The sequence below is a fragment of the Nodularia sp. UHCC 0506 genome (genome assembly GCF_034931045.1).
In the GTDB taxonomy this organism is placed as follows: Bacteria; Cyanobacteriota; Cyanobacteriia; order Cyanobacteriales; family Nostocaceae; genus Nodularia.
The window spans coordinates 2,165-20,664 of record NZ_JAYGHH010000047.1 but is presented as its reverse complement, the minus strand read 5'-3'; the positions used below and the strand labels follow the sequence as shown (position 1 = coordinate 20,664).

Here is an 18,500-nt window from a genome sequence, read left to right as displayed (position 1 = left end):
CAAAATCGACGTAGTTTCCTGGTTGGGGTGTCCAATCGAGTTGGACTCTGCCGAGTGACTGACTGGGATGTGTCAGAATTACCTCGGTTGCTAAAGAGTCTGGCTCCATAAGTTTATGTGATGTGATTTACTTAATTATAAAGAAAAGGCCGAAAACCTTATTTCCAATCACTGCGATAGAGAGCGATCGCGCAAAATATTTCATGATAATTTTTTCAATTTCATAATGTATAATACTTAATCCATAGTTAGTATCGATAAAATCCCACATTTACTTGATCTGGATTGACTTTCACTTCATATAAGTTTACAAACATCAGCCATTTGAATAAATATGCAGGTCAATACACATCTGTGATTTCGTTGGTATATAAGCAACAGAGAGATTTCGCTCATATAAACTATTTCGAGTGCCTATTACATTGTTTAAAGTTATGTAGCCTTTTGATTACGGACTATAAGCTACTGCTGTAAACTATGCTTTGATATATGATTCTTTCGCAGAGAAGAACACTGGAAAGGAGCCTTTTTTTCAATGTCTCATACCGTTAAAATCTACGATACCTGCATTGGCTGCACCCAGTGCGTCCGCGCTTGCCCTACAGACGTGTTGGAGATGGTACCCTGGGATGGCTGTAAAGCTGCCCAACTTGCCGCTTCACCCCGCACCGAAGACTGTGTAGGATGTAAGCGTTGTGAAACTGCTTGCCCTACTGACTTTTTAAGCATCCGAGTTTATCTTGGTGCTGAAACAACTCGCAGCATGGGTCTAGCTTACTAAGGAATTTAGTTGAAATTCCTGATTGGGTTCACAATTGAGTGTTTCCATAGCAAGCTGCTTTAAGCTTGTAGGGTGGGTTCTGCTCACCCTACTAAAATTTTTCTTTTAGTTTAAAAATTCAAAAATCATAATACCTGATAGCATAGGGAGCAACTTGCTCCTTTTTTCTTGGACAAAATGCCGCTTCTAAGCTGGCAACTAAACTAAATTAAATTATATTCAAATCAGAGCGGTGTAAGTATGTGTGGAATTGTTGGATATATAGGCACTCAAGCGGCAACTGATATTTTACTGACTGGGCTAGAAAAACTGGAGTATCGCGGGTATGATTCCGCCGGTATAGCCACAGTCTGGGAAGGTGAAGTGGACTGTGTTCGCGCCAAAGGTAAACTACATAACCTCCGTTCTAAACTCGAACAAATTGCAACTCCAGCTCAAATTGGCATTGGTCATACTCGCTGGGCGACTCATGGTAAGCCAGAAGAACACAACGCCCATCCCCATCTAGACATGGCTATGCGGGTGGCGGTGGTGCAAAATGGCATTGTGGAAAACTACCGGGAGTTACGAGAAGAACTCAAACAGAAAGGACACCAGTTTGTTTCGGAAACCGATACTGAAGTTATTCCCCATCTGATAGCTGAATTTCTCAAAAATCCTCCAGCCTCCCCTCTCCCTAGTTCCCCATCTCCGCTTTTAGACGCAATTCGCCAAGCTGTTAACTATCTTAAAGGAGCGTTTGCGATCGCAGTTATTTCTGCTGACTACCCAGATGAACTAATTGTTGTCCGTCAACAAGCCCCCCTAGTCATTGGTTTTGGTCAAGGTGAATTCTTTTGTGCCTCCGACACCCCGGCAATTGTGGCTCATACTCGTGCCGTTTTACCACTAGAAAATGGTGAAATTGCCCGGATGACACCGTTAGGAGTGGAAATTTACAACTTTGCTGGCGACAGATTAAAAAAACAGCCCCGGATGCTGAATTTGAATCCCACGATGGTAGAAAAGCAGGGATTCAAACACTTTATGCTCAAAGAAATTTATGAGCAACCGGGAGTAGTCCGAGCTAGTTTAGCCGCTTACTTTGATACTGATAGTAATTCTGCCGAGTCAGTTTCACCAATTAACCTGGGCTTACCTCCTGAATTTTATGCAGATTTAGAACAAATTAATATTGTTGCCTGTGGTACAAGTTGGCACGCCGCATTACTGGGAAAATACTTGATTGAACAACTAGCGGGAATTTCCACTCAGGTACATTATGCTTCTGAATATCGCTATGCACCTTCACCCTTAACAGCAAATACCTTAATTATTGGTGTTACCCAATCCGGTGAAACAGCTGATACTTTAGCAGCTTTAGGGATGGAAAAAGAACGCCGTCAGGGGAAAGAACTCAAGTATCAAGCGCGACTATTAGGGATTACCAATCGCCCAGAAAGTAGCCTGGGTTTAATGGTTCCCCATGTAATCAACACCTTAGCAGGAATTGAAATTGGGGTAGCAGCAACGAAAACTTTTACCGCCCAATTGATGGCATTTTACGCTTTGGCATTGGATTTAGCGGCTCGTCGTCAAACAGTTTCCCCAGAGAGATTAGCAGAAATTATTAACGGGTTGCGCCAAATTCCTCAACAAATTGAGGCGACTTTGCAAAGTCAGGAAAGTTTAACTGAACACTTAGCACATGAATTTGCAGACACCACAGATTTTATCTTTTTAGGTAGGGGCATCAACTTTCCCATTGCTTTAGAAGGAGCCTTAAAATTAAAGGAAATCAGTTATATTCATGCTGAAGGTTATCCAGCCGGAGAAATGAAACATGGCCCCATTGCGTTATTAGAAGCGAAAGTTCCAGTGGTGGCGATCGCAGTTCCTGGTACTGTATATGAAAAGGTGCTTTCTAATGCCCAAGAAGCCAAAGCCAGAGATTCCCGTTTAATTGGTGTGACTCCCAGTAATGATGGCGAAGCGGCGGAAATCTTTAATGATTTGCTCCCGGTTTCCGAAGTGGATGAACTACTCTCACCGATTCTCACAGTGATTCCTTTGCAACTCTTGGCTTATCATATTGCGGCGCGTCGCGGTTTGGATGTTGACCAGCCCCGAAATTTAGCTAAAAGTGTGACGGTTGAGTAGTATAATTTTTTGCAAAAAATTGGTGTATAGTCAGAATATTTTCACCAAGATAAATCCTCAAAACCCTGTTCCCTATCCTCACAAATAACTTTTATGTCTAACGGCACGCTACGCGAACAGCAAACCCTAGCTATTATCGGCCATTTCCTGCATTTTTTTCCTAAGACTTAGTGGTCTCATGTCAGTCCAGACTTCTTCTATATAGTCTAGACATTCTTGCTTCAGTCCGCTTTTACCAACATCCCTCCAACCAACAGGATTTTCACGATCAAATGGCCAAATTGAATATTGTTCTTCATGATTAACTACAACTTTGTAAATTGTGGTATCTTCGTTTCCGTATTGATACATAAGTGCCTTTGGATATTAACTAGTTATGCTCTGTACTCTATTAATCTACTGGTTTTAAATGTCCTCGATCCTCTAAATTTTGCTTTCCCCTTCTTGTATTTTCTATCCATTGATCAATTAACTATCTCTATTGGAGAAGATTACACAAACTTTCTGCCAAAATTTTAACATTAGGTTTGGCAAACATCGAGTAATGATCGCCTGGAACCATGATGGTTTCTATTGGCTCAGAGGAAAACTGGCTCCAACCTAAGCTAGTATGATCTCGATCATCAGAACTGCTATCACTGGCGCGAAAGAGAATAATCCGCTTTGGATAGACCTGTTTCGGTGAGTAACTTAACATACATTGGACGTTGCTTTTGTAAACCTTCAAAAACATCTGAAACTGCTCTTGACTCATATCGGCAGGCATGAGGTCAGCCATCTGTAATTGTTCTAACACATAATGTAATTGCTCTTCTGATTCTAATTGCTGAAGCTTGGAATAAGAACCTGAGAGACTCTTGCCAGTGGAGTTGGCTATCCCTTTGGCAAAGTTGGCTAACATCTCAGTATGATCATAATTATTTATATCTACAGTTTTATTACTAGTTGTAGGCGCTCTATTATCAAACAAACACAGCAATTCTACTGTTAAACCTTGTTGTTGTAATTGATTTGCCATTTCAAAAGCTACGAAGCTTCCCATTGACCAGCCAGCTAAAAGATAGGGACCTTCTGGCTGCACTAGACGTAGCGTTGCAATGTAGTGGCCAGCCATGTCTTCAATGCAAGTATAAGGTTCACGTTCTCCATATAAACCTGGTGCTTGTAGTCCATAAAATGGTTGCTCAGAACCTAAACAACGGGCTAATTCGTGATAGCAAAAGACAGTTCCACCCACAGGATGGACAAAAAATAAAGGTCTTTTCGTACCATTTGGTTGAATTCTGACCAAGGATGCTTCCAGTTCTTGTTGGCTAAAACCTGAAGGTATGTAGGGATTTAATTTAGTTTCCTGACAGTGAGCAATGATTTCGCGTAGCGCTTGCATAAAACCCTCAGACAGAGACTCAATTGTGGCTCGGCGATGAATGGCCTGGCTATATGTCCAATTTAGTTGTAATTGTCCTTGTGCCACAATGCCGTTGATATCTAGTAAATAGCTGCGGTTTCCTTTCAAGCTGCGGCCTGGTTCAGTAGACTCTGAGGCTGGTGCAAACATAGATGATTCAAATACTTGGTCAGTCTGACCCAAGTAATTAAATCTGACATTGGCTTGGATTTGATGTAGTCGTGACTCACTCTTGAGATAACGCAGCACACCATAGCCAATACCTCGATTGGGAATCTGGCGTAGCTGTTCTTTTACTGCTGTCACTGCTTCTTCAACACCATTGGTTTTACTGACATCTAAGAAAACAGGGAAAATGGTAGTAAACCAGCCGACAGTACGCAACAAGTCTACATCTTCAAAGATTTCTTCTCGCCCATGTCCTTCTAGGTCAACTAGCAACCTTGCGTTTGTCCAGGGTTTAAAGGCTTGTACCAGCGCTGTGAGTAAGACATCATTAATCTGGGTTTGATAAATTTTCGGGACTTTCTGGAGCAAAACTTGGGTTTCTTCTTGACTAAGGGCTACTGTTATAGTGTGTGACTGAGCTACTGTGTTATCTTCTTCAGGAAAATCTACCGGAATTTGGGCAAATTGTTCAGGAGCGATCGCTAACCAGTATTCTAGTTCTTGTTGTAATGCCGTTGAATGGGCGTATTCCTGCAATTTTTCTGCCCAATGTTTGAAGGAAGTAGTTTTGGGTGGTAGTTTTATTGCCTTACCTTGACTAATTTGTTGGTAAGCAGTTTGCAGGTCAGACAACAAAATCCGCCATGAAACCCCATCCACGGCTAAGTGGTGGATAATTATTAGCAGTCGGCTGGGTTGAGTATCTCCCAAGTTAAAGAAAGCCACCTGCATTAGCGAACCTGAGCTTAAATTGAGGCTAGTTTGTAGTTTATTTGCTGTAGCTGCTATTGCCGCCCCTTGTTCGGTTTCTAACACCCCTGACAAATCTACTACCGTAAATGGCACTACTTCATTGAGGTTAGCGTTAACCTGCTGCCAAGTGGATTCTTGGCGAACAAAACTGAGGCGCAGCGCATCGTGATATACCAACAAATGCTTAACTACCTGTTCTAAAAGTGCAGGGTCGAGAGATTGGTGAACTTGTAGCAGGATTGATTGATTCCAGTGATGGGAATCGAGAAGATTTTGTGCAAAAAACCAGTGCTGAATCGGTGTAAGCGGTACTTCACCTGTCACTAGCCCCTGTGCAGCTGGAATAATTCGGTTTTTGATAGCTATTGCTGCTAACTCAGCAATTGTCTGGTGTTCAAACAGATGCTTGGGAGTAATCTGTAGACCAGCTTGGTTAGCTTTGGCGATAATCTGCATACTGAGGATGGAATCTCCACCCAACTCGAAGAAATTATCGTGAATTCCTACCTGTTCCAGTCTGAGAACTTTCGCCCAAATCTGTGCCAACATTTTTTCCACAGCAGTGCTGGGAGCTACAAAAGTTTCCTCTAAATCTGAGCGATTCATATCGGGTGCTGGCAGGGACTGACGGTCTAATTTACCGTTGGGTAGCAGTGGCAGGGCTTTCAGGCGTACAAAGACAGATGGAATCATGTAATCAGGTAGCCTTTGTGACAAGAAGTCCCGCAATTCAGTAGTTTTGGGAGCAGATTGTTTTTCAGGCACAACATAAGCTACCAGACGCTGGTTCCCGGATTCATGACGAACCAGTACCACAGTGTCTCGCACCGCTTGGTGTTGTTTTAGGGTCGCTTCTATTTCTCCCAGCTCAATGCGGTAGCCATGAATTTTAACTTGGTGGTCAATCCTTCCGAGAAATTCAATGTTTCCATCAGGTAGGTAGCGAGCTAAATCCCCAGTTTTGTAAACTCTGGTATTTTGGAAGTTGCCTTCTACCTCTTCAAAAGAATGAAAAATAAACTTTTCGCTAGTTAAATCAGGTTCATTTAAATAGCCTCTGGCTACACCTGCACCACCAATATACAATTCGCCTGGTACGCCTATGGGTACTGGTTGCAGATAAGAGTCCAACAGATATATCTGTGTGTTACCAATTGGTTGTCCTAGAGGGACAGTTTTAGAATAATGATTTGTTTGTTCTAGCTGGACTGGATAAGTCAGCACGCCAACAGTAGCTTCTGTTGGACCATAATGATTAAAAATTAAGCATTCTGGCTCTAATTGCTGAATTTGCTCAATTAAATCCCAACGGCAAGCTTCACCACCCAGAATCAGGCGCTGTTTTGGTAATATGTGTTGAGCTTGAGAAGATGCTAGTAAGGCTGTCAGGTGAGAAGGGACGATTTTTAAACAATCGATGGGGTGACGATAAAAATAATCTGCTAATGCCTCTGGATTGGATGCTCTTTGTGATGACACTATATGTAGACATCCACCACTGCACAGACAAGGAAAAATTGTGGTGTTGCCTAAGTCAGCAGCAAAGGTGGTAATTGTCGCAAAGCTGTTGCATTCGTTGAGGTCTAGTCTATCTTCGATGCCATGAATATAGTTAAACAGTTGTTGATGTTCAACACCAACTCCTTTGGGTTGACCTGTAGAACCGGAAGTAAACAGGACATAGACTAAATTCTTTATGCCCACTTCACTAATCAGATTCTCCTGGCTTTCCTGGGAAATGTTGTGCCAGTCGGTGTCTAAAGATACTGTTTTTCCAGGGTAATCTGGTAGCGTCTCAACTAACTGCTGTTGGGTTAATAGTATTGGCGGTTGGGCATTTTGTAACCTCACAGCTAAGGCTGGTTTTGGTAATGTGGGATCTAGGGGTAGGTACGCTCCACCAGCTTTTAGTATAGCAAGGAGTCCAACTATTAATTCAAGCGATCGCTCAACAAATAACCCCACCAACACATCAGGACGGACTCCCAGTTCCTGGAGATAATGAGCTAGTTGGTTAGCCTTGGCATTAAGTTCAGCATAAGTCATCTGCTGGTCTTCAAAAACCACAGCAATTTTGTCTGGTGTCTGGTCTGCTTGTTGTTCAAATAAATAGTGAATACATTTATCTGGCGAATAGTCAGTTTGAGTTTGGTTGAACTCAATTAATAACTGTTGTCGTTCAGCATGATTGAGAATTTCTAACTTGCCAATTGCCACTTCTGGTTGATTGATGACATTTTGCAACAAGGTCTGAAATTGGCTGGCTAAACGTTCAATAACTTCTAAGTTAAATAAAGATGAATCGTAGTAAAAATATAATGCTAAATAATCATCTCGATGCACACAAGATAATTTAAGTTTAAATTTGTCAAAACAGACATGGTGCTGCAAAACTGCAAATGTAATTCCACTCTGAGAATATTTTTCTGGATATGTTAAAAATTCAAAAATAAAAGGTAAAAATCCTAATTCTATGCTTTTGTTAGAAAAATTGAGTTGCTCCCAATCAAAATATTCTTGCCATTTGTAGGCATCCTTGACTAATTGGTTGACTTGATTTATAACCTCACTAATTTGCAACTCATTTTTTAGATCACAAATTAATGGTAAATATTTAGCAAATAGTCCTATTGCTGACTCTAATTCTTCATATTTTCTTCCATCGAAAGCCTGACCGACAATCATTTTTGATTCTCCAGTCAGGCGTGATAACATAATTTGCCAGCAAGCTAGTAACAATGTAGAAATTGTAGTCTCCTGCTTCTGAGCTAAAGCTGCAATTTTAGCTACTAAATCTGGATGAATATTTAAAGTTACCCTTTGAGGGTCAAATATAGATTTTTGGGTAATTTTATTTTCAAAGGGTAGTTGGATCTTCAAAATATGTTCAATATCTAGAAACTGCCAATATTCGACTCCTGTTTTTGTCTGTTCATCGGCAATTATTTCATTTTGCCATTGAGCAAAATCTGCATATTGTGTTAGTTCATCAGTTAATTCTTGATCATCACAAGATGCTGCATATAAATAACTAATTTCTTTTGCTAATTTAAAGATAGTTACAGTATCGGCACAGAGAGATGGTAAACTAAACAGTAATATATGCTGATTTGGGGACAAATTGATTAAATATACATTACAGGTTGGCTGCTGTTCAAAGTTAACAGGTAATTGTAGTACATCCTTAAAAAGCGCTGCAATTTTGGCATCTTGTTGTTGAAGTTCTAAATTGCTGAAATCAAAATAATTAACTGGGAGTTTACTGTCATCAGCTATGACTTGGAGTGGAATTGTCATTCCAGGTAAAAAACAAAAGTTTGTCCGCAGGATTTCATGTCGATTGACAAGTTTTTCTAAGGCAATCTCTAAAATTTTGTGATTAAAATTTCCCTCAATCATCAGAGAAAATTGGGAGCGATAAGCTAGTGTTGAAGCAAGTTGTTGTAACGACCACAAATGCCTTTGTTGAGGCGATAGTTGATAACCTTCGATGATTTCTTGTTGCATTTTTACTTTCTGATTAATGATAAAATTTCACTGAATTTAAATACTACGGATAGACTTGCGTTTAGTCATCTTAAGCTTGTTTCGGCTCACATCTTCTAGCTCTTTTTCTTTGAGTATTTGTTGTTGTCTATCTGTTGCAGTCAAAATTTCTACGAGTTCGCTTAACTTAATCTTGGGTTGTGCGGTAACTTGGACTAAAAGATTTTCAAAATCTTTCGCCATGCGAGCGATAGTAGCCTGTTCAAATAAGTCTATTCTGTAACCAATTGAGCCAATTAACCCCTCTTCACTTTCTGCTAACTCCAGCCTTAAATCATGCTTTGCTCTATCACTATGAATATTTAATGAAGTGATATTTAAATCTGCCAATTCTAAGGATGGCATGGACACATTTTGGAGGACAAACCACACTTGAAATAACGGATTGTAACTGGGATTTCGCTCAGGTTGTAACTCTTCTAGAAGTTTTTCAAATGGTAAGTCTTGGTGAGTGTAAGCTTTTAATGTATGTGCGCGTACCCGACCTAATAACTCACGGAAACTAGGATTATCAGATAAATCAGTCCGCAAAACTAAAGTATTCACAAAAAATCCTATTAGTTCTTCCAGTTCGGTTCTAGTGCGATTGGCAATGGGTGAGCCGACTATGATATCTTCCTGCCCTGTATAGCAATAGAGTAAAGTCTTGAAAGCTGCGAGCAGAGTCATGAATAAAGTTACCTCTTCGCGGTTGCTGAGGGTTTTGATTTTTTCTGTGAGGGGTTTGGGTAGAGTGAAAGATTGGGTTGCACCCCGAAAAGTTCTGAGTGGTGGTCGTGGTCTATCTGTCGGTAATTGCAGTAAGGGAGGAGCGCCCTTTAGTTGCTGCGTCCAGTAGGTCAACTGAGTTTTGAGGGTATCTCCCTGTAAGTATTGATGCTGCCAAATTGCAAAATCAGCATATTGGATGGGAAGTGCAGTGAGTGGAGAGGGCTGATTTGCAGCAAAAGCTGTGTAGAGTTCCCCCAGTTCTCGAATGAGGATGGTTACAGACCAAGCATCAGAGATAATGTGGTGCATGGTGACTAGTAACACATACTCTGTATCATCCAGTTGCAGCAACACACTTCGTAGCAAGGGACTTTTGGATAGTTCAAAAGGTCGATTAGCTTCCTCTTGGGCTAATTTCTCAACCTCAGTTTCTCGTTCTGTCTGCGAAAGCGATTCTCTGAAAGAGACACTTCGTGAACGCAAATCTACTAATTCTAAGGTCAAACTTAAAGTGGGTTCAATTACCTGTAATGGTTGCCCATCTTCGGTCACAAATCTAGTTCGCAAAACTTCATGACGCTTAATCAGCTCATTGAAACTTTGTTCTAGTGCTGTGATGTTCAGTAAACCTGTGAGGCGTACTGCTGCCGGAATATTATATAACGAGTTATTAGGCTCCAATTTGTCCAGTAGCCAGAGGCGTTGTTGAGAAAAGGATAGGGGCAAATCTTGACCCCGTGCAGCAGGCTCCAAAGGCACAACTGTGAGTTCTGATCCAACTCTGATTCCTGTCTCAATATGTTCTGCTAATCCAGCAATAGTCGGCGACTCGAATAAATAGCGCAGTGGTATATCTATCTGAAAGGCTTTGTACAAACGAGACATGACTTGAGTCGCCAGCAATGAATGCCCACCTAACTCAAAAAAGTTGTCGTGAATGCCAACTTGCTCTAGAGAAAGAACTTGAGACCAGATTCCAGCCAATAATTCCTCTACAGGGGTGCGAGGAGGGACAAAACTTTGATCAAATTCTGGTCTGGCTGTATTGGGCGCAGGTAGGGAGCGACGATCTACTTTCCCGTTAGGTGTTAAGGGTAGGCTTTCTAGGACGACAAAAGCCGTGGGCATCATATAATTAGGTATTCGCCCCTTGAGGTAGTTTCGTATTTCACTGGTTGTCAGGACTTGCTCAGTCTGATAAACAATATAAGCAACCAAGTACTTATTCCCTGGTTGTTCCTCCCGAAGCAGAACCACCGTTTCTCGTATCCCTGGGTATTGACTCAGAACTGTTTCAATTTCCCCCAACTCAATGCGAAAGCCCCGAATCTTTACCTGATTATCAATGCGACCGATATACTCAATATCTCCACTGGGTAGATATCGGGCTAAATCCCCAGTTTGATAAAGACGATTTCCTGATGCTGTTTTCAAGGGATGGGAAATAAATTTTTGTGCCGTCAGTTCGGGACGGTTGAGATAGCCTCTAGCTAGTCCATCACCATTAATATATAACTCCCCAGGCACACCTACAGGCACTGGTTGGAGGTACTGATTTAGCAAGTAAATTTGGGTATTGGCGATGGGACGACCAATACTAACAGACTCATGGGGAATGAGTTTTTTGGCAGCTGACCAAATGGTGGTTTCAGTCGGTCCGTATAGGTTCCAGACTTCTTGACTCAATGACAACAACTGTTGGGCGAGGGAGTAATCTAAAGCTTCTCCACCGCAGAGAATTTTTAAATTTTCTTTTCCACTCCAACCACTGTTAAGAAGTAACCCCCAAGTTGCAGGAGTGGCTTGCATGACGGTGATTTGATGTTGTTCTATGGTGTCTGCCAGTTGGACTCCATCCAGTGTTACCTCCCGTGGTACAACTACGAGACAAGCACCAACAATTAATGGTAGGAAAATCTCTAAGGCGGCAATGTCAAAGGCTAAGGTGGTTACTGCTAAGAGGGTATCTTTTGCCGTTAATCCTGGCGTTTTCGCCATGCTGGCCAAAAAGTTTGTCAGTCCTCTGTGCAGAACTTGCACGCCTTTGGGTGTACCTGTGGAACCAGAGGTATAAATTACGTAGGCTAGTTGAGTGGTGTGAACTTTAACTAAGGGATTATGGCTTTCTGGTATATCAATTAATTGCGTATCTATACAAAAAATTTCTGCGTTATTTTTAGGTAATGAATTTAGTAATTTATTTTGAGTGATTAAAATTGATATTTGAGCATCTTGAAGGATAAACTGCGATCGCTCTGCCGGATAATCAGGATCTAGGGGAATGTATGCGCCTCCAGCCTTGAGGATACCTAATAGAGCAATAATCATATCCAGCGATCGCTCTAGGCAAATCCCCACCAGTACCTCTGTCCCCACTCCTCGCCTTTGCAAGTGGTGCGCTAATTGATTCGCGCGCTGATTCAGTTCTTGGTAGGTCAGCTGTTGGTCTTCAAATACAACAGCAATGGCATCTGGTGTTTGCTCTACCTGTGCCTCAAACAACTGGTGAATACACTTGTCTTGAGGATAATCTACCTGAGTATCATTCCACTCTACCAACAATTGATGTCGCTCAGATTGTGTCAATAACTGCAAATCCTTGAGGCGCTGCTCAGGATTAGCAACCATCTCTGTTAGCAAAGTCTCGAAATGTCCCAACATCCGAGTAATAGTACTGTCATCAAAACGTTGGCAATCATACCAAATATTCACTGATAACTCATCACCACCATTTACCAGCATCGTCAAGGGGTAATTGATTGATTCTACAAAGCGAACTTCACGAATACCCAAATTTTCACTTTGCTTTGGTAAAGAAGAATCTACAGGATAATTTTCAAAGACTAAGATACTCTCAAATAAAGGTGTACCTCGTGGAACTTCACTCCATGCTTGGACTTCTACTAAGGGGCTATAGTCGTATTCTCGTGCCTCAATTTGTTGAGTTTGCAACTGCTTCAGCCAAGGTAGCAGAAAATCTTCAGGATTGGCATTGACTCTGAGGGGCAGGGTATTAATAAAAACACCTACCATTGACTCAACACCAGCTAGAGTTGGTGGACGACCAGAAGAAGTTACCCCAAATAAAATATCTTCCTCTCCACTGTAGCGACTTAAGAGTAGAGCAAAAGCCCCTTGGACAAGAGTGTTTAAGGTTAGCTGATGCTGTTGAGCCAAAGACTTAAGTGCAGATGTTGTCGCTTCCGATACCTGGATCTGCTGCTCATCGTGGTCTACCTGGCCGCTAGAGTCGCCAAAATTCCGGGCAACTTTTAAAACCGTATGTGCAGTAAAACCTTTAAGCATCCGCCGCCAGAAAGTTTTGGCTGACGATAAATCTTGTTGCTGTAGCCAAGCAACATAATCACCGTAAGGTCTGCTGCGGATTAGAGGTAAATCGCTACCTTGATGCACCGCTTCATAAGCATCAAAAATTTCCTTAAAAAGAATTGCCGTTGACCACCCATCTAGAATTAGATGATGTTTGCTCCAGACAAATTGGTGTTGGTCATCAGCTAATTGGATCAGTGTTACCCGCATGAGCGGCGGTTTGTTCAGGTCAAAATCCTGGTTTCGATCCCTCTGGAGGAAATTCTCTAATAATTGTTGTTGCTCGGCTGGAGGAACTCCCCGCCAATCATGTTGCTCCCAAGGCAAGTCTACATGGCGATAAACGACTTGAAACGGTTGATCACGACGTTCCCAATGAAAAGAAGTACGCAATACTGAATGTTGCTTCATGGTCAATTGCAAGGCTTTCTTTAATGCCGGGACATTGAGAAAACCGCTCAGAGTACAGCCAATTTGAGCTACATATAGTCCTGAATTGGGTGAATAAAGACTGTGAAAAAGTATGCCTTGCTGCATGGGCGCAAGGGGATAAATATCTTCTATATTCTTTTTATTTTCCATATTTTTAATCATTATAGTTCTGCCAGCAGTTCGTCAAATTCTTCTGAGCTAAACTGCATTTGGGGAAAATCAGAAGGCGTGTATCCTCCAGCCTCTGGAGATTGGCAATGAGTGATAATTTCACGCAACGCCTGAACAAAATTCTCAGCTAAAGTTTCAATGGTGGTTCGACGATGGATATTGTCGCTATAACTCCAATTCAGTTGCAGCTGACCGGAACTAATTAAACTGTTAACTACCAGTAAGCGATCGCGTCTACCTTGCAAGCTGCGGTCTGGGCCAGTAGACTCATCAGCTGGTTCAAATAGTGATGACTCTGACATAACTTGGTCAAATTGACCCAAGTAGTTGAATTTCACTTGCGGTTGCGGCAGTTTTGCCAGTTGGTCACTCATATTATGGTCTTCGTTGAGGTAGCGCAACAAGCCATAACCAATCCCTCGATGCGGTATACTACGCAATTGCTCTTTGATGAGTTTTAATGCGGTTCCAGGGTCGAGATTTTTCCCTAAATCCAACAGAACTGGGAAATGAGTTGTAAACCAGCCAACTGTGCGTGAGAGGTCAACGTTATCGCAGATTTCCTCCCGTCCGTGACCTTCCATCTCCACTAACAGGGAATTCTCTCCTGTTAACTCGGCAAAAGCTTGGGCTAGTGCTGTCAGCAAAACTTCGTTGATTTGTGTACTATAGGCAGATGGAACTTCCTGGAGCAGCGCTTGAGTTTCTGCTTTACTCAAGGATACTGAAACTATTTTTTCAGAAGCAACGGTGTTTTCACCTCCTGAATAATCCACTGGCAAGGAAGAAGATAATTTTGGAGTTTGAGTCAGCCAATAATCCCACTCTTGCTGCACCTCTGCTGAGTTGGCGTAGTCTGTTAGTAACTCTGCCCATCGTTTAAAAGAGGTAGTTTTGGGTGGCAATTGTGTGATTTCTCCCCGTTCCAGTTGTTCATAAACTGTTTGGAAGTCTTCCAGCAAAATCCGCCAAGACACACCATCAACAGCTAAGTGGTGGATGAGAATTAACAGGCGACTGGGTTTTGATGCACCCAAACTAAATAATGCTACCCGTACCAAGGGGTTTGAGGATAGGTCAAAGCTAGTTTGTAATTCTGCTACGGCTGTTTCTAACGCTTGCTGTTGCTCTGTTTCTGGCAGTGTTGACAAATCTATATGCGTCAAGGGCATCACATTCTCAAAGTCAGCGTTGATTTGTTGCCAACCAGATTCTGTTTGTCTAAAACGCAGACGCAGTGCGTCATGATATAGCAATAATTGCTGGACTGTCTTTTCTAAGCATATCGGGTCAAGCGATCGCCTGACTTGCAATAAAACTGCTTGGTTCCAGTGGTGTGGTTCGGGCTGATTTTGTGCAAAAAACCAATGCTGGATTGGTGTTAGAGGCAAAGAACCAGTTATTGTCTCCTGTTCAGCCATAATCAAAAGATTAGTGCCAGCTGCTGCTGCTAATTCCACAATTGTTTGGTGTTCAAACAGTTGCTTAGGTTTGAGCTTGAGACCTGCTTGATTAGCCCTGGCAACAATTTGAATACTGATAATTGAATCACCACCTAACTCGAAGAAGTTGTCATAAATGCCAACTTGCTCAACTCTGAGAACTTCCGCCCAAATTTTAGCCAGTATTTTTTCATTGGGTGTGCGTGGTGCTATGTATGTTTCTTTTAAAACAGTCCTGGATGTGTCCGGCGCAGGTAGTAACTGGTGATTCACCTTACCATTAGCTGTCAAAGGTAGAGCCTTTAGCTGCACAAAAAAAGCAGGCACCATATACTCAGGTAACAACTCTAGGAGAAATTGGCGCAGTTCAGTAGTTGTAGGGTCTAATTCATGTTTAGGCACTACATAAGCTACTAAGCGTTTGTTGCCGGCTTCATCTTCCTGTGCTGTCACTACGGTTTCGCTCACCGCAGGGTGTTTTAATAACGAAACTTCAATTTCTCCTAACTCAATTCGGAAGCCGTGGATTTTAATTTGGTGGTCAATTCGTCCCAGAAATTCAATATTGCCATCGTTGAGGTAACGTGCTAAATCTCCGGTTTTGTACAGTTTTTTTCCCGGAATAAAAGGATGATTAATGAATTTCTCAGCAGTTAAATTTGGTTGGTTTAAATAACCTCGTGCTAAAGCCGCACCACCAATGTGCAGTTCTCCAGGTACTCCCATCGGCACTAATTGCCCCAGAGAGTCGAGTAAATAGATTTGGGTGTTAGCCAGTGGACGACCAATGGGAACTGTTTGATATTCCTGGCTTGTTGCTTCTTGACTAACTGTGAAGGTGGTGACACCGACAGTGGTTTCGGTGGGGCCATAGTGGTTAATAATTTGACACTCTGGTGCTAACTGCCGAATCTGCTCAATCAAATTCCAACTGGTGGCTTCACCTCCTAGCACTAATCGCTGGCGGGGGAGAATTGGCTTATTTGTCTGTGATGTTAGCAGCGCTTTCAGGTGTGAAGGTACAATTTTGAGGCAGTCGATGGGATGATGGTAAAAGTAATCTGCTAAAGCTTGAGGATCAGAAGCGCGATCGCTAGAAATCAGATGCAGACATCCACCACCACACAACGAAGGAAAGATCACGGTGTTACCTAAGTCTGCGGCTAAGGTGGAGACAGTGGCAAAACTCGCATCAGCAGGGAGATTTAAGATTTCTTGGATGTTGTACAGATAGTTAAGTAATTGCTGATGTTCAACAACAACTCCTTTGGGAACACCTGTGGAGCCAGAAGTGTAGATGACATATACTGAATTGTCAGGTCTAACTTGGCTCGTCAAATTCTCGTTAGTTTCTTGATTAATAATTTCCCAATCGCTATCTAGGCTGATGATTTTGGCTGTGCATTCAGCAAAACGGTCAACTAACTGTTGTTGTGTTAGTAGTATGGGTGCTTCAGCATCCTGCGATCGCCAAGCAATACCAGAAGTTGGTAAGTTGGGGTCTAATGGTAGGTAAGCTGCACCTGCTTTGATAATACCAAGCAATCCCACGATCATTTCCAGCGATCGCTCTAGGCACAATCCAACTACCACTTCTGGTTTGACTCCCAGTTTTTGTAAGTAATGAGCTAATTGATTAGCTTTGTGGTTTAGCTGTGCATAGGTTAGATGCTGGTCTTCAAACACAACGGCAATCTGATCAGGTGTTTTTTCTACCTGTTCTGCAAACAGTTGGTGAATGCACCGATCTGTGGGATAATCAATCTGGATTTGGTTAAAATTTAGCAGTTGTTGGCGATCGCTTGGGCTAATAATTTCTAATTGACTAATTTTTTGTTCTGGGTTATTGGTTACACTCGTCAATAAAGTTTGAAATTGTCCGGCAAGGCGCTCAATAGTATCTTGAGAAAAATAATTAATATCGTAGTAGAAATCTGCTATTAAAGTATTTTTATCTTGAGTACAAGTCAACTTAATTTTGAATGGTTCAATACAACTATAGAATTTTTTTAAAGAAAATGAAACATCATGAGCAAATAACTTTTCAGTTAATTGTTCAAACTCAAAACCAATAGGAAACGCTAAATTATTGTCATTCTCTAAAGATTCAGAAACAAAATAATCTTGCCATTCTGCTGTACTATCTAAAGTCTTTTTAACACTCTCTAAAAGTTCTCCTAAATTCAATTCTGGTGTCAAATAATTTTTAATTGGTATCCAGCTTGCCAGCAATCCTAGTACCTCATCCAATTCCTCATATTGTCTGAGATTACAACCCATGCCAATGATAATATCGGATTCTCCTGTGAGTCGCCAAATCAGCGTTTGCCAACAAACTAATAATATGACAGCAGTGGAAGTATCATACTTTTGAGCTAATGTTTCAATTTTTGCTATCAGTTCAAAATCTCCCTTGAATTGGTAACAACCAACCTCAAATTTTGATTGGTTTAATAATTTTTTCTCAAAAGGTAATCTAAAATTACTGAATGTAGAAACTTTTTGCTCATCCCAATAATTTTTAGCTTTTTCTGCATCCTCATCTACAAGTAATTGGTTGTGCCATTCTGAAAACTGAATAAATTGCACTGGTTGCTCATCTAATTCTTGCTCTTCTAAACAATTAGAATAAGAACTACTAATTTCACGCACTAAATTTTTAATTGTTTGTATATCTGCCACAAGTGCAGGTAATGAAACCACCAAAGTATGCAAACTTGGTGAAAATTCAAGTAAATATAAACGAAATGTTAAACCTTGCTCCAGGTCAAAACCTATATGTCTATCTTGCTGAAACAGTTCTTCAATCTTCCATAGATATTCCTGTTCACTACAAAAACTTAAATCTATATTTTTCCATACAGGCAAAGTAACACTACTATCTGAGACAACCATAACAGGGTACTTTCTACTAGGCAATTGACAAAAACTTGTCCGCAGAATTTCATGCCGATTGACTACTATTTGTAATGCTTTTTTGAAAATATCTGCTTGGAAATTTCCTTCTATCAGAATAGCACCTTGAGTTACATATGCAGAACTATCTTGTTGTAATAACCAAAGACGTTTTTGATGGGGAGAAATCCTAAAACCTTTAGCAGTGGAACTTATCATTTAATTACTCCTTCTCTTTGACATATATAACATTTTCACCTTGAATCATTTCCCCCATTGCCACCATAATTTTACGTTGCCCTAAATATGGATAACGTCCATGTGCAGCCAGCATATTATCTAGCATTAAAACATCTCTTTTCTGCCAAGAAAAGCTGGTTGTACACTGTTGATAAATTTCATTAATCTCTGTAATCACTGATTCTTCTATAGGAGTTCCGTCACCATAATAAACATTACGTGGCAACTCTTCATTTGTATACAAAGATAATAAAGATTTTCTCACTTCTGCATCTAAATATGATATGTGATGCAACTGTATTTGATTAAAAAATACTTGTTCGCCAGTCTTAGGATGTACTGCTAAAGCTGGACGAATTTGCCGAGTAACTAAACTATCATTATTGTACCATTTAAAATTAATTTTAGCTTGATTACAGTAATTTTCTACCGCCAATTTATCATCAGTTTGAAAAAATTCTTGCCAACTGACATCAAGACCACC

7 protein-coding genes and 1 pseudogene are annotated in these 18,500 nt (G+C 41.2%); 2 read left to right on the top strand and 6 right to left on the bottom strand.

Translation table 11 applies throughout. From position 1 onward, the window contains the following. Positions 1–109 (bottom strand): annotated as a pseudogene (locus tag VB654_RS20280) (hypothetical protein); the annotation flags it as partial. Positions 110–535: 426 nt separating this feature from the next. Between VB654_RS20280 and psaC the strand changes: the two are divergent. Together psaC and glmS are read left to right on the top strand one after the other, a co-directional pair. Further along, positions 536–781, top strand: coding sequence for a photosystem I iron-sulfur center protein PsaC (gene psaC / locus VB654_RS20275; RefSeq protein ID WP_006195256.1), 246 nt, complete (start codon positions 536–538; stop codon positions 779–781). 240 nt (positions 782–1,021) lie between these two features. Then, entirely contained in the window at positions 1,022–2,920 is a 1,899-nt protein-coding gene (gene glmS / locus VB654_RS20270; protein WP_323215607.1) for a glutamine--fructose-6-phosphate transaminase (isomerizing), read from the top strand. A 126-nt stretch (positions 2,921–3,046) separates the two neighbouring features. On the opposite strand, the gene VB654_RS20265 is transcribed toward glmS, so the two are convergent. The 5 genes from VB654_RS20265 to VB654_RS20245 form a co-directional block, all read right to left on the bottom strand. Further along, on the bottom strand, positions 3,047–3,271 hold the full coding sequence (locus VB654_RS20265; protein ID WP_323215606.1) for an MbtH family protein: 225 nt from the start codon (positions 3,269–3,271) through the stop codon (positions 3,047–3,049). Positions 3,272–3,398: 127 nt separating this feature from the next. Then, positions 3,399–8,756 (bottom strand): non-ribosomal peptide synthetase, encoded by a 5,358-nt coding sequence (locus VB654_RS20260; protein WP_323215605.1) that lies wholly within the window; start codon positions 8,754–8,756, stop codon positions 3,399–3,401. A 36-nt stretch (positions 8,757–8,792) separates the two neighbouring features. Beyond that, complete coding sequence (locus tag VB654_RS20255; RefSeq protein ID WP_323215604.1) at positions 8,793–13,418, bottom strand: non-ribosomal peptide synthetase; 4,626 nt, start codon at positions 13,416–13,418, stop codon at positions 8,793–8,795. Positions 13,419–13,429: 11 nt separating this feature from the next. Beyond that, complete coding sequence (locus VB654_RS20250) at positions 13,430–17,995, bottom strand: non-ribosomal peptide synthetase (protein ID WP_323215603.1); 4,566 nt, start codon at positions 17,993–17,995, stop codon at positions 13,430–13,432. A 4-nt stretch (positions 17,996–17,999) separates the two neighbouring features. Then, positions 18,000–18,500 (bottom strand): TauD/TfdA family dioxygenase (locus tag VB654_RS20245; protein WP_323215602.1); only part of this gene is annotated, 501 nt, incomplete at its 5' end.

Bases quoted from the DNA above. Each gene is read 5' to 3' on its own strand.
- psaC (WP_006195256.1), top strand. From the start codon at position 536: ATGTCTCATACCGTTAAAATCTACGATACCTGCATTGGCTGCACCCAG.
- glmS (WP_323215607.1), top strand. From the start codon at position 1,022: ATGTGTGGAATTGTTGGATATATAGGCACTCAAGCGGCAACTGATATT.
- VB654_RS20265 (WP_323215606.1), bottom strand. From the start codon at position 3,271: ATGTATCAATACGGAAACGAAGATACCACAATTTACAAAGTTGTAGTT.
- VB654_RS20260 (WP_323215605.1), bottom strand. From the start codon at position 8,756: ATGCAACAAGAAATCATCGAAGGTTATCAACTATCGCCTCAACAAAGG.
- VB654_RS20255 (WP_323215604.1), bottom strand. From the start codon at position 13,418: ATGGAAAATAAAAAGAATATAGAAGATATTTATCCCCTTGCGCCCATG.
- VB654_RS20250 (WP_323215603.1), bottom strand. From the start codon at position 17,995: ATGATAAGTTCCACTGCTAAAGGTTTTAGGATTTCTCCCCATCAAAAA.